This is a genomic window from Azospirillum thiophilum (genome assembly GCF_001305595.1).
GTDB lineage: Bacteria > Pseudomonadota > Alphaproteobacteria > Azospirillales > Azospirillaceae > Azospirillum > Azospirillum thiophilum.
The window spans coordinates 1,693,195-1,706,429 of record NZ_CP012401.1; the positions used below are offsets into that span (position 1 = coordinate 1,693,195).

Sequence of the window (13,235 nt, forward strand, 5' to 3'; positions counted from 1 at the left end):
CTGTTGTCGTTGGATGCATGACTCTTAGCATCATCCGACAAGCAGGCAAACCGGGAAATGCAGCAAAGACAGAGCAAAAGATTGGTCGGGAGTTTCCATGTATTTTATACAAAGGCGGTAGCCTGAAAGCGCAGGGCGGGCAACAAAGGGCGCGCGCCTGCTCGTGACGTGAAAAGCACGTTCTCCATTTGCGAATTGGGCGCCGAATTGCCGCGTGGCGAAGACAAAAGTGGGGCATCGGCACTGACAGGCTGCTCCGTTAAGGGATCCTTGGCTTTCGCGACGGACTCCGGATCACCGGCTTCGCTTCACCGTTTCCCTTCCGCCGGCTAGTCTTGGGGCATAACGATGGGGAGGCGGCCCGATGAAGGGCGGCGTGTGGCGTGTGGTGATGCCGGGTCTGGCGATGGCGGCCGCGGCGCTGGTCTTTCTGGGCGTGGGGGTCATGCAGCTGACGGCCGGTGGGCATGCCGCCGATGACCGTACCGCTCTGGTGCGCGGACTGGTGGGTTGCGGTGTCGGGCTGCTGGCGGTCTGGTATGTCTTTTCCAGGCTGTCCCGTCACTTCCGCGATCTCGATCGCCTGTCCGACCGGCTGTCGGGGAAACCGGGCCGTGTCGATCTGGATCCGTGGTCCGGCGGTCGCGGCGGCGAGGTGGCGCGTCTGGCTGCCGCGGCGGCTGGGCTGGTCCGCGGCGGCGACGGTCCGCTTGGCGGTGTTCCCGGCGGCGGACGTTGGGAGCGGGTGGTGCAGGGTGTGCTGGCGCTGACGGAAGAGCCTCTGCTGATCCTCGACGAGCATGGGCGGGTGGAGCGGCAGAATCCTGCTGCCGCCCGTCTGTTGGGGTCGGAGGAGGGGAGCGATATCGGCAAATCGCTGTTCCGCGACGATCTGGCCCGCGCCATCGAACGGGCGCGCGGCAGCGGCACCCCCGTCGCGGCGGTGCTGCGCCGGATCGACGCCGGCGAACTGCCGGCACGAATCGCCGATCTCGGCCTGAATGCCGGGGTGGTCCTTTCCTTTCCTGCACGCGGCATGGCCTTCGCTGCCGGGCATGGCGGCCTGGGCCATGGTGGTCTGGGTCACGCCGCCGGCATGCGCACCCTTGGCCTGCGCCCGGCCCAGCCGTCCGTTGCCTTGGGCGACGAGGAGCCGCTGGCCGCACTACCCTTCGTCGCGCTGTGGGTGGCGACCGCCGGCATCGAGCCGGACTCCGGGCCGGTGATCGCGGTGGGAACCGTGCGTCTTGCCGGAACGCGCATTTTCCGCACCGTATCGCTGGCCTTGCTGATCGACCCGGTCGATCCGGTGCCGGCCGAAGCGACCGCGCGCCACGGCATCGACACGGCCATGGTGGCAGGTGAACGCCATTTTCCCGAAGTCTGGCCGGCCATCCGGGACGCGCTGCACCATTGCATCGCCGTTGGGGTCGGCGTCGATTCGGCACTCGCGGCACTGAGCCGCTCGGCCGTCCAGGCCGGTGTCGCCGAACCGGTCCTGCCGCCGGGCTTCGATATCGGCGGGTTGGCGGCGGCGCTCGATCCGACGCTGGCCGGCGCGTCCTTCGACCGGCTGGCGGATGCCTTCTCCCTGACGCGCCGCCCGCGCATCGGCCCCCAGGCGGAGGCGCTCGCGCAGGCCGAACTGGCCGCTGCGCTGTTCGCCCGTCTCACCGAGCGGGGCATAGTCACCCAGGGCCAGGCGCGTGCATTGATCGCGGGCGATGGGCCGGGCCTGCTCTCGGCGACCTCCTAGATTCCATCCTCCGCCAGCCTGAATCCCGTCATCGACAGGCGGGTTTCGGGACGCAGGCAATGGCGGGTCCAGGGGCCCGCATGGTCGAAGGGCGTCAGGCAGCTGCCGCCGCGCAGGACCATGCGGTTGCTTGCCAGGCGGCCATTCACCGCCTCGTCCGGGCCGTCGGGACGGCGGTAGCCGGGGTAGAGGGTGAAGGCGTCAGCGGTCCATTCCCAGACGTCGCCGCACATCTGCCAGGGGCCGGTGCCGTGGCAGGTTCCGGCGCGCGGGTGGCGGTGGCCGGAGCCCAGCAGATTTCCCATGCTGTCGCAGCATGCTGCCACGGTTTCCCACTCCGCCTCCAGCGGCAGACGCTTGCCGGCCCAGCGGGCATAGGCGTCGGCCTCGTACCAGCTGACATGGCAGACCGGTTCGCCGGGATCGAACGGCTGCATGCCGTAGAGGGTGAAGATCTGCCAGCCCGACCCCGAGGCCCCGCCCGATCCGCTGCCGCTGCGTTCCCAATAGAGCGGTGCCATCCAGCCTTCCGCCCGGGCGACCTCCCAGCCGTCGGACAGCCACAGCTTGCGGTCGCCGTAGCCGCCGGCCTCGATGAAGTCCAGGAACTCGCCGCAGGTGACCGGGCGGGCGGCCAGCCGGTAGGGCTCCAGCCAGACGCGGTGACGCGGCCCCTCATGGTCGAAGCCGGGCAGCGGCTCAGGACGGCCGACCTCCACCAGCCCGCCGGGTTGCTCCAGCCAGCCGTCGGGCGGCGCGCCGAGATGAAGGTGGTCGGGCACCGGCTCATAGGCAGGCCGCAGCGGGTTGGACCAGAACGCGTGCTTGATGTGCAACAGCATGCGCTCCTGATGGCGGCGCTCGTGGGCGATGGTCATTGCCAGCGCCGATTCGGCCTCGTCCCACAACCCGTCATCGATCTGGTCGATCAGGTGCAGCACCGCGGCGTTGATCTGATCGCGGTGGCGCATGATCTCGGCGGCGCCGGGACGCGACACTATGCGGGGTGGTGCGGGATGCAGGTCGCCGCGCGTCCCGAACAGGTCGAGGAAGGCAGGGTCGCAGGGGCGATAGCCTGGGCTGAAGGGAATCAGCACCGCCACCTCGAACAGCCAGCTGGTATGGGCGAGGTGCCATTTCGCCGGGGCGCCGTCCGGCACCGTCTGGACCATCAGGTCTTCCGGCGTCAGGGTGGCGACCAGTTCCGCCGTGCGGGCGCGCGCCTTCTGGAACCGGGTCGCCAGCGCCTGGCGGCGGTCGCCGGTCGATGCGTCAGGCCCCGGGCTGGGAAACGGGCCGGAAAGTGGAATCGGATGTGTGTCGGGCACGGGCGGTCCCTCTGGAACGACGTCTTCCGGAGAGTGTCCACCTGGAACGGACCGATTGGAATGCATGCATCCGTGGTGCGACCGTCACCGCAATTAGCGGGAGCGGCCGGATGCCGCACTTGCAAAGGCCGAAAAGCGAAAAGACCAAAACGAAAAGGCCGCCAGGAAGGCGGCCTTGTTCATTCGAAGCACAGCTCAGTGTCGGCCAAGCCTTACTTGATCTTGGCTTCCTTGAACTCGACGTGCTTGCGCGCCACCGGGTCGTACTTGCGGAACGACAGCTTCTCGGTGGTCTTCTTCGGGTTCTTCTTCTTCACGTAGAAGAAACCGGTGTCAGCCGTGCTCACCAGCTTGATGAGGACGGTGTTCTGCTTGGCCATGATCTCGATCCCGACAAAAAAATCCGTGCCCCGCCGGCCCGGCGGGGGCGGCGTCGTAGCGGCGGAACATACCGTCTGACGCCGCGATGTCAAGCCCTATGGACGGTCGGACTGCGGTCAAATCGGCGGATGCCCCACCGATGCCCCGGTGCCCTCAGTTTCAGCGTTCCGCCACGGTGTTGACCACGGCCATGGCGACCGCGCGCTGGTACAGCGCCGGCTCCGACAAAAGCCGCATCGCGACCTTCAGGTCCAGGTCGGGCTCATGCTCCTTCCACGGACAGGCCTCGCGCAGATGGCTCAAGGCCTGTTCGTCGTCCGCGGCCTTGGAGCGCCAGCTGGCAATCTGCGCCGGGCGCAGCCGCCCCTCGCGCAGGTCGGACAGCAGGATGTCCGGATCGGTCTGGCCGGCACGGCTGGTGCAGACGGTCGGCTGCACGCCCTGACGGTGCAGTGTGTAGCCGGCCGGGGTGTAGATGCGACTCCAGGTTAGGAACAGCTCGCCGTCGTTGGGCAGGCGCGTCACCGTCTGGACGCTGCCCTTGCCGTAGCTGGACGCCCCCACCACCACCGCGCGGCCCGAGTCCTGCAACGCCGACGCCACCACCTCGGCGGAGGAGGCGGAGCGGCCGTCGACCAGCACCACCAGCGGCAGCCCGTCGAGCAGGTCGTCGGGATTGGCGTCGAAGCGCTGGCGGCTTTCGGGGTTTCGCCCTTCGGTGGAGATGATCCGGCCCCGGCGCATGAACAGGTCGGCCACCGAAACCGCCTGGTCGAGCAGACCGCCAGGATTGCCGCGCAGATCCAGCACCATCCCGCGCAGGGTCGGGCCGGCGGTCTGGCGGATGGTGGTCACCGCAGTCCGCAGGCTGGATGCCGTGGTGGCGTTGAAGCGGTCCAGCTTTACGAGCCCGACGTCGCCGGACAGCGAATAGGAGATGGTGTTGGGCACGACCCGCTCGCGTCGCAGCGGCAGGCGCCGAGGGGGGGTGCCGTCGCGTGCGACCGTCAGCGTGACGAGGGTGCCCGTCGGGCCGCGCAGCCGGTCGCGCATGTCCGTCCCGGTCATCCGGCTCGTCAGCTCGCCGTCGATCGCAAGCAATTGGTCGCCGTCGAGGATGCCGACGCGTTCGGCCGGGCTGTGCGGCGTGACGTCATGCACGGTGACGCGGCCGTTCGTGCCGCTGTCCAGCGAGAGGCCGACGCCGCCATAACCCTCGCGTTGCGCCCGCTCGTTGGTCGCACGCTGAACGCCTGTATAGCGGGAATAGCCGTCGAGGTCTGCGGTGACTCCGTCGAACACCACTTGGTAGAGCCGTTCCGACGTCGCCTTGGACAGCGCCGGGGAATGGCTGCGGGCGCGGTCGATGACGCGGGTGGTCAGAGTGGCCCAGCCGCTGGCATCACCTGCCGAGGCGACGCCGTACTCCGCCGCGAGCGAGCCCGACACGTACAGACGTACGATGCTGCCGGTGCGCTCCACCGTCACGGCTGGATCGACGGATGTCAGTCCCTTCAGCCCGTCCATGCCCAGCCGGTCGAAGGACACCGCCTCCAGATAGACCTCGGCGATCTTGCCGAAGCCGACGGCGAAGACCTGCTCGCTGATGGATTCGGAGGCGGCGCCCGGCGCGGCTCCGCCCGCGGCCCGGGACGGGGCGGCATGGAGGGCGGTTGTGGCGGTGAGGGCAAGCAGGGCGGCGGCGGGAAGGAGGGCCGAATGCCGGAATGCCGGACATTTGAGCGATTGGCGCAGGCGCTGCGCCAAGCTCGACATGGCGGGGATCCGAAGCGGCGATACGCGCGAGGGCACGGTGTGATCGCACTTGGCCATGGGGCTAACCGCGGCCTCCCTTTCCTGCAACCGGATCGGAGGAGGATGTTCCCGATCCCGGATGGGTGATAGATACACCTTCGTTCAGGAGGGCGGGCGGGACAAAATTGCGGAGGATTTCGCAATATCGTGAAATGTCCCGCCCTGTGGCGCCAAGGCCACGCTTGTATGGTGGGACTGTGGCAAACCCCAGGCGCGGCCACGAAACCGCCACAGTGCCCAAGCGTTGCCGTGGCGCCACGGTATCGGATGGTTACCGCTTAGCCGTTCGAGTCGGCGAGCCGGAACAGCGTGCTGCCGCTGATCGGATCCGCCTCCACCAGTACGATCCCTACCGGGCTGCCGAGGCGGTACGTCCGGCCCGTACGCTGGCCGGTCAGCGTATGTGCGGCTTCGTCATGGTCGTACCTGTCGTCGGGCAAGGTGCTGACCGGGATCAGCCCGTCGGCTCCGCTCTCGTCCAGCCGGACGAACAGGCCGAAGCGGCTGACGCCGGAGATGCGGCCGCCGAACCGCTCCCCCACCCGGTCGGCGAGGAAGGCGGCGGTGTAGCGGTCCACCGCATCGCGTTCCGCCGTTGCGGCGCGGCGCTCGGTCCGGGACAGATGCTCCCCGACCTCCGCCAGCCGGCCAAGCGTCTCGTCGTCCAACCCGCCGACCCCCAGCCCCAGCGTGCGGATCAGCGCCCGATGGACGATCAGGTCGGCATAGCGGCGGATCGGCGAGGTGAAATGGGCGTAGCGGTGCAGCGCGAGCCCGAAATGCCCGATATTGTCGGGGCTGTAGGCGGCCTGGGCCTGGGCGCGCAGGATGACCTCGCTGACCAGCGTCGCATGCGACGTGCCCGCCACCTTGCGCAGGATGCGGGTGAACTGGTCGGGCGTCAGGTCGGCGCTCTTGCCCAGCGGCTGGCCGATGCCGGCGAGGAAGCCGCGCAACGCCTCCATCTTGTCCATCGAGGGGCGGTCGTGGATGCGGTAGAGGCCGGGCATGCTGCGCCCCTCCAGCACCTCGGCGGCCGCGACGTTGGCGGCGATCATGAACTCCTCGATCAGCCGATGGCTGTCGTGGCGTTCGCGCACCGCGATCTCGGCGACCCGGCCGCGCCCGTCGATCCGCACCCGGCGTTCGGGCAGGTCCAGTTCCAGCGTGCCGCGCTTGGCGCGCGCGCCGGCCATCCGGGCATAGGCGGCGAACAGCGGGGCGATCACGCTGCCGGCCAGCGGCGCCGTCTCCTCGTCGGGCCGCCCGTCGTGGCACGCCTGCACCTGGTCATAGGTCAGCCGTGCCACCGACCGCATCAGGCCACGGACCAGCCGATGCCGGATCAGCACACCGTTGCGGCCGATCCACAGGTGGAAGGCGAGGCAGGCGCGATCCTCCCCCGGCCGCAGCGAACAAAGCCCGTTCGACAGCGCCTCCGGCAGCATCGGCACGACGCGGTCGGGGAAATACACCGAGTTGCCGCGCTCGTACGCCGCCCGGTCGAGTGCCGATCCGGGCCGCACATAATAGGACACGTCGGCGATGGCGACGATCAGGTGCCAGCCCTCCGGGTTCTCCGGATCGCTGTCGGGCTCGGCCCACACTGCATCGTCGAAATCGCGGGCATCGGCCCCGTCGATGGTGACCAGCGGGATGTCGCGCAGATCCTCGCGTTGCATCAGCGCCGGCACCGCCGCCAGTTCCGCTTCGCGCAACGCTGCGTGGGGGAAGACGGTGGGCAGGCCATGGGCATGGATGGCGATCAGGCTGAAGGCGCGCGGCTCTTTGGTGGAGCCCAGCCGCTCCACCACGCGAGCCTGCGGCTGGCCGGCGCGCCCGGCCGGCAGGATGTCGGCGAAGACGAGGTCGCCGGGCTCCGCTTCGCCGCGGTTGGGCGGCAGAACCAGGAATTCGGTCTTGTGGCGGCGGTCGGTCGGCTGGAGGCGCCCTCCTTCGGCGCTCGGCCGGTAGACGCCGAGGATGCGGCCCTCGCGCTCGCCACCGTCCCCGCTGCCGATGCGGCGGATGACGCGGGCCTCATAGAGACGGTCGTTGATGCGGGCGAGCTTCGCCAGCAGCGTGTCGCCGACGGTGGGCGGCCTGTCCTCGCCGCGGCTCCTGCGCTCGGGCAGCAGGAAGATGCGCGGCGGGTTGCCCTCGCCGGTCCAGGTCAGCGGGCGGGCCGACAGCTCGCCGTCGGCATCGGCGCCGGTGACCAGCAGCACGGCGACGGCCGGCAGGGATTGCGGCGGGGCGACGCGCTTGTTGCGCCCGCGCTCCACCGTGCCGTCGGCCTCCAGATCGCGCAGCAGATCCTTCAGCATCTCGCGGTCGGCCGAGCCGGACAGCTTGAAGGCGCGGGCGATCTCGCGCTTGCCGACCGGGGTGGTGCTGGACCGGATGAAGGCGAGGATGGCGTCCTTGCTGGGGAAACGGCTGTCGGTCACGGGGCGGGGGGTCCGTCGGTTCTTGTCGTGGGAAAGGCTATATAGGGATCAATCCGCGCCGGGGCTCGTCGCCCAGGGTCGGCCTGCCATCGCGCGCACCGCCTCGCTGCGCTCCAGCGCCTCACGGAAGCCGGCGAGCGGGAAGCGCACCTCCGTCTTCTCGCCGGCCGGCGACTGGCCGACGATGGAGACCTCCGGCGCCGGAGCGATCTTCTCGACCATGCGGCGGTTGATGTCGGGATCGGTCACCGCACAGGTGTTGGTTTCGAAGCGGTAGGGCTTGCAGGGGGAATCGGGCTTGAACACGGCGCGGTCGGACCAGACCCGCACCAGCTTGTCCAAATCCAGCGAGTCGGCGGAGACGCGGAAGCGCAGCCCCTCCCGCCATTTCTCGGTCGACCGCAGCCAGACCAGCCGGGCGGTGCGGTCGTTGGCGCCGCGGGCGGTCAGTTCGCATTCCACCTGCCGGGTGGATGGCCAGAGCTGGCAGTAGAGCTTCCAGGACTTGAAGGTTTCGTCGAACTCCTGGAAGGGCCGGTTGTCCGCCACGGCCGCGGGAGCGGCGGCGATCAGCATCGCCAGGGCGAGGATCAGGCGCAGTCCGTGGAGGCAGGCGGGCATGGGGCGGTCCTGTGGAGCTGTTCTGAGACGGGAGGGTGTCGCCCCCACCCTAACCCTCCCCCGCTGGGCGGGGGAGGGGACAAGTGCTTGTGCGGGAAACTGCGTGCGGGAGAGTGCCGGCAAGTCCCTCTCCGCCCAGCTTTCGCACAAAGCAACGCTTTGTGCTGACGCGGCAGGCGGACCAAAGATCCGCTGAGAGCGGGGGAGGATAGGTGGGGGTCCAACCTCCCAAGGAGCCTCCGCCCTTTACTCGCGCCGCTCCACCCGCCGGCGCAGCAGATGGTCGGCCAGCACGCAGGCCATCATCGCTTCGCCGACCGGGACGGCGCGGATGCCGACGCAGGGGTCGTGGCGGCCCTTGGTCAGGATGTCGGTGTCGTTGCCGGCGGTGTCCACCGTCTGGCGCGGTGTCAGGATGGAACTGGTCGGCTTCACGGCGAAGCGGACGACGATGTCCTGCCCGGTGGAGATGCCGCCCAGGATGCCGCCGGACTGGTTGGACAGGAACTGCGGCAGGCCGTCGGGTCCCATGCGCATCTGGTCGGCGTTCTCCTCGCCGGTCAGTTCCGCGGCGGCGAAGCCGTTGCCGATCTCGACGCCCTTCACCGCGTTGATGGTCATCATCGCGCAGGCAAGGTCGCTGTCGAGCTTGTCGTAGAGCGGGTCGCCCAGCCCGACCGGCACGCCGGACGCCACCAGCTCCACCACCGCGCCGACCGACGAGCCGCTCTTGCGGATGCCGTCGAGATAGTCGGCCCACTGTGTGGCCGCGACCGGATCGGGGCAGAAGAAGGGGTTGTTGTCGATCTCCGCCCAGTCCCAGCGGCTGCGGTCGATCCTGTGCGGGCCGATCTGCACCAGGGCGCCGCGCACCTGGATGGCACTGCCCAGCACCTTGCGCGCCACCGCGCCGGCGGCGACCCGGCAGGCGGTTTCCCGCGCCGAGGAGCGGCCGCCGCCGCGATAGTCGCGGATGCCGTATTTCTGCCAATAGGTGTAGTCGGCATGGCCGGGCCGGAACTTGGCCGCGATGTCGCTGTAGTCCTTGGAGCGCTGGTCGGTGTTCTCGATCAGCAGCGAGATCGGGGTGCCGGTCGTCCTGCCCTCGAACACGCCGGACAGGATCTTCACCTGATCGGGTTCCTGGCGCTGGGTGGTGTAGCGCGATTGGCCGGGGCGGCGCTTTTCCATCCAGGGCTGGATGTCCGCTTCCGTCAGGTCCAGCAGCGAGGGGCAGCCGTCGACGACGACGCCGATGGCCGGACCGTGGCTTTCGCCCCAGGTGGTGAAACGGAAAAGCGTGCCGAAGCTGTTGCCGGCCATGGTGACATCCTCCCGAGACGAACCCGCGACCTGATGGCGGGTGCCGCGTTTCTTGCGGCCTTTCGGCGGCAAGGTCAAGGAGGCGATGCGCTGATTTTAAGGTGGAATTTCAAAAGAGGGAATGGTGCTGCCAGAGAGGATTGAACTCTCGACCTCTCCCTTACCAAGGGAGTGCTCTACCACTGAGCTACGGCAGCGCCAGATGCAGGCGCCCGCTGACGGGATCGGAGGAATGGTGCTGCCAGAGAGGATTGAACTCTCGACCTCTCCCTTACCAAGGGAGTGCTCTACCACTGAGCTACGGCAGCCCCGATAACCGATCATCGCCGGGGCGATGCGTCCGGGTGAGGCGTCCAGGCTAGGCCGCCCCCCGAAGTGGCGCGGGTTATGCCACAGGCCCTTGGGGGATGCAAGCGCTTAAAATCACCCCACGCCGCACTTTTCTCCGCCTCCGGATTTATGCCCGGACCTACGCCTGCGTCGCCGCGGGCGGCAGCACCGCCTCGGCACGGAAATCCGGCACGATCGTGCCGATGATCGACAGCACCCGCTCCCCGTCGCCGGCCCGCGCCACCGCCTCGAGCTCGCCCACCGCGCGGTTGATCAGCGCATAGTCGATCAGCCGGGGCGAGGCGAGGAAGACGCCATCGGCCTCGGTGCGGCTCGGCGCCTCGGCGGCGGTCAGGATCTCCTCGAACAGCTTCTCGCCGGGCCGCAGCCCGGTATAGGCGATGGCGATGTCCACGCCGGGGCGGTAGCCGGCCAGCCGGATCATCTGGCGGGCGAGGTCGGCGATCTTCACCGGCTCCCCCATGTCCAGCACCAGGATCTTGCCGCGGTCTTCGGCGCGGGTGACGCCATGGGCCGAAGCCTGCAGCACCAGTTCCACCGCCTCGCGCACCGTCATGAAATAGCGGCGCATGTCGGGATGGGTGACGGTCAGCGGGCCGCCCTGGGCCAGCTGCCGGGTGAACAGCGGCACCACCGAGCCCGACGAGCCGAGGACGTTGCCGAAGCGCACCGTCATGTAGCGGGTGGCATGCTCCGTTCCGTCGCGCGGCGGCAGCACGTCCAGCGCCTGGCAATAGGTCTCGGCGAAGCGCTTGGCCGCTCCCATCACGCTGGTCGGGCGGATCGCCTTGTCGGTGGAGATCAGCACCATGGCGAGGCAGCCGGCGGCGCGCGCCGCGTCGGCGACGTTGCGGGTGCCGACGACGTTGGTCAGCGCGCCTTCGCACGGGTTGGCCTCCACCAGCGGCACATGCTTGAGCGCCGCGGCATGGAAAACCAGGGCGGGGCGCTCGTCCTGGAACAGGCGCATGATGCGCTCGCGGTCGCGCACGTCGGCGATCACCGCGCGGGTGTCCTGGGCCGGGAACTTCTCCCGCAGCTCCATCTCGATGCTGTAGAGGTTGAATTCCCCGGCATCGAGCAGGATCAGCCGTTCCGGCCCCAGCGCCGCGATCTGGCGGACCAGCTCGCTGCCGATTGTGCCGCCGGCGCCGGTGACGATCACCCGCCGCCCACCGACCAGCCCGGATATCGCGCCGCGGTCCAGCACCGCCTGCGGCCGGCCCAGCAGATCCTCCAGCGCGATCGGGCGCACCTCGATGCCCTTGCCCTCGCCCAGCGCCGACTTGAACTCGGTCAGGCTGGGCAGGCGCGACAGCACCAGCCCCAGCGCCTCCGCCCGGTCGAGCAGGCTGCGCAGGATCGACCCCTTCAACTCGGCGTTGCCCTTGGTCACGATCAGCCGCTGCGGCCGCTCGCCCTTGCGCTCCAGCGTCCGGACCACCTGTTCCAGGTCGTCGGGACCGCCCAGTACCGGCACGCCGCGCACGGCGTGGCCGACGCGCCGGCCCTTGTCGTCGAGGATGCCGACGACGCGGTAGGCCGACTGCCCCGGCTGGTCGAGCGAGCGGATGAACAGCTCGGCCGCGTCGCCGACACCGAGGAGCAGGACGGGGATGCGCGGAACGCCCTCCACCGCCTCGGCCCAGCTGAAGCGGCGGTCCTTCAGGAAGCGGTAGGCGAAGCGCGGGCCGCCCAGCAGCAGCATCTGCACCAGCCACAGGATCGGCGGCAGCGAGCGCGGCAGCAGTTCGGCGCGGGTCAGCAGGAACATCGCCAGCACGAAGCACAGCACCGCCACGGTGACGGCGCGCACCACCTGCATCAGGTCGGGGATGGAGGCGTAGCGCCAGATGCCGCGGTACAGCCCGAACAGGACGAACACCGCCGCCGACACGCCGACCAGCACCGGCAATGCTGTCGCCAGCGCTTCGGAATAGAGGCCAAAGGCGGACCCGCCCACCCGCAGGTACAGGGCGACGACCAGGGCCACCCCGGTCATCGCCAGATCGTGCAGGAACACCAGGGACGCCCGCGCGGACGGGATACGCATGCCGCTCAACCTTGTCGCCAAATCTAGTCGCCGTTCGCCCGCCCGCGCGAGCGGCGGCGGGGTCGGTCGCGGGAAGCATTGAACCATTCCGCGGTGGCGCGCAACCCGGACGCAAGGTCATGGGGCGGGCGCCAGCCCAGCCTCTTGCGGATGGGGCCATCGTCCACCGTCAGCGTTCCGGCCAGCCTGTCGAACAGCGCCCGCGTTCCGGTCAGGCCCGCCGCCAGCGCCATCAGCGGGCGCGGTACCGGGACCAGCCGCGCCGGCCGGCCCAGCGCCGTCGCGATGGCCTGCACCAGGCCGGCGGTCGATACCGGTTCCCCGTCCTGAACCAGGAAGGTCTGTCCGGCTGCCGCCGGATGCTCCAGCACCGTCGCCACCGCATCGGCGAGGTTGCCGACATAGATCAGGCTGCGCCGGTTGTGGATGGCCCCCAACGGCAGCGGCAGGCCGGTCGCCACCAGTTTCACCAGGGAGCGCATGTTGCCGGCGGCACCGGGGCCGTAGACCAGCGGCGGGCGGATCACCACCAGCTCCATGCCGGTACGGGCCGAAATCTCCGCCAGCGCCCGCTCGGCCTCCAGTTTCGAGACTCCATAGGGGCTGTGAGGGGCGGGGGGCGTCGCCTCGTCCAGCGGGGCGGGGCGGCTTTCGTCGACCACCGCCTTGATGCTGCTGAGGAAGACGAAGCGCTTCACCCCGGCCGCAGCGGCCTGTTCCGCCAGCCGGATCGTGCCGGCGGTGTTGACGCGGCGGAACTCCGCCAGCGGGTCGGCTGCGCTGTCGCGCATCACATGGACACGTGCCGCCATATGGACGACACTGTCGACCCCGGTCAGGGCGGCCCTCCAGTCGGTATCGGGGCCGATCTCTCCGACCACCGCCGGTTCCCATGGACTCTCCGAGGGCGCGCGCAGCGCCGCGCGCACCCGATGCCCGCGGGCGGCCAGCAGGGGGGCGGTGTTGCGGCCGACGAAGCCGGTTGCGCCGGTCAGGAGAACGCGCATGTGCAGGAGTGTCCCGACTGAAATCGTAGTGACGACTGAACGGCGCTTTATTATCCGGTTTGGCCTGGGGGCGCCATGGCACAAAGTCCCACTACCCTTTTCCGGCTTTCGGTCGGGTGAAGGAATGGTTATAAGCTGGGCAGGGACGCG

At 69.4% G+C, this 13,235-nt stretch carries 9 protein-coding genes and 2 tRNA genes; 1 reads left to right on the forward strand and 10 read right to left on the reverse strand.

Annotated elements, in window-relative coordinates:
• Nucleotides 1–364: 364 nt before the first annotated feature.
• A complete protein-coding gene (locus tag AL072_RS07855; RefSeq protein WP_045580800.1) occupies nucleotides 365–1,756 on the forward strand; it encodes a PAS domain-containing protein in 1,392 nt (463 codons plus the stop codon).
• Here the strand turns inward: AL072_RS07855 and egtB are convergent.
• The 10 genes from egtB to AL072_RS07905 form a co-directional block, all read right to left on the reverse strand.
• Nucleotides 1,753–3,084 (reverse strand): ergothioneine biosynthesis protein EgtB, encoded by a 1,332-nt coding sequence (gene egtB / locus AL072_RS07860; protein ID WP_052709906.1) that lies wholly within the window; start codon nucleotides 3,082–3,084, stop codon nucleotides 1,753–1,755. The genes AL072_RS07855 and egtB overlap by 4 nt on opposite strands.
• Before the next feature lie 212 nt (nucleotides 3,085–3,296).
• The gene (gene rpmG, locus AL072_RS07865) at nucleotides 3,297–3,464 is read right to left on the reverse strand and encodes a 50S ribosomal protein L33 (protein ID WP_012974790.1); all 168 of its coding nucleotides are present in this window, start codon (nucleotides 3,462–3,464) and stop codon (nucleotides 3,297–3,299) included.
• A gap of 160 nt (nucleotides 3,465–3,624) precedes the next feature.
• A complete protein-coding gene (locus AL072_RS07870) occupies nucleotides 3,625–5,241 on the reverse strand; it encodes a S41 family peptidase (RefSeq protein WP_045582397.1) in 1,617 nt (538 codons plus the stop codon).
• A 317-nt stretch (nucleotides 5,242–5,558) separates the two neighbouring features.
• Nucleotides 5,559–7,730 (reverse strand): ribonuclease R, encoded by a 2,172-nt coding sequence (rnr, locus tag AL072_RS07875; protein ID WP_045580799.1) that lies wholly within the window; start codon nucleotides 7,728–7,730, stop codon nucleotides 5,559–5,561.
• Nucleotides 7,731–7,778: 48 nt separating this feature from the next.
• Nucleotides 7,779–8,351, reverse strand: coding sequence for a hypothetical protein (locus AL072_RS07880; protein WP_045580798.1), 573 nt, complete (start codon nucleotides 8,349–8,351; stop codon nucleotides 7,779–7,781).
• Nucleotides 8,352–8,597: 246 nt separating this feature from the next.
• Nucleotides 8,598–9,674 (reverse strand): chorismate synthase, encoded by a 1,077-nt coding sequence (gene aroC / locus AL072_RS07885; protein WP_045580797.1) that lies wholly within the window; start codon nucleotides 9,672–9,674, stop codon nucleotides 8,598–8,600.
• A 122-nt stretch (nucleotides 9,675–9,796) separates the two neighbouring features.
• Nucleotides 9,797–9,871 (reverse strand) — tRNA-Thr (locus AL072_RS07890).
• A gap of 36 nt (nucleotides 9,872–9,907) precedes the next feature.
• Nucleotides 9,908–9,982 (reverse strand) — tRNA-Thr (locus AL072_RS07895).
• Between the two features lie 161 nt (nucleotides 9,983–10,143).
• Nucleotides 10,144–12,078, reverse strand: coding sequence for a polysaccharide biosynthesis protein (locus AL072_RS07900; protein ID WP_045580796.1), 1,935 nt, complete (start codon nucleotides 12,076–12,078; stop codon nucleotides 10,144–10,146).
• Between the two features lie 23 nt (nucleotides 12,079–12,101).
• A complete protein-coding gene (locus tag AL072_RS07905; protein ID WP_045580795.1) occupies nucleotides 12,102–13,085 on the reverse strand; it encodes a UDP-glucose 4-epimerase family protein in 984 nt (327 codons plus the stop codon).
• Between the last annotated feature and the right edge of the window lie 150 nt (nucleotides 13,086–13,235).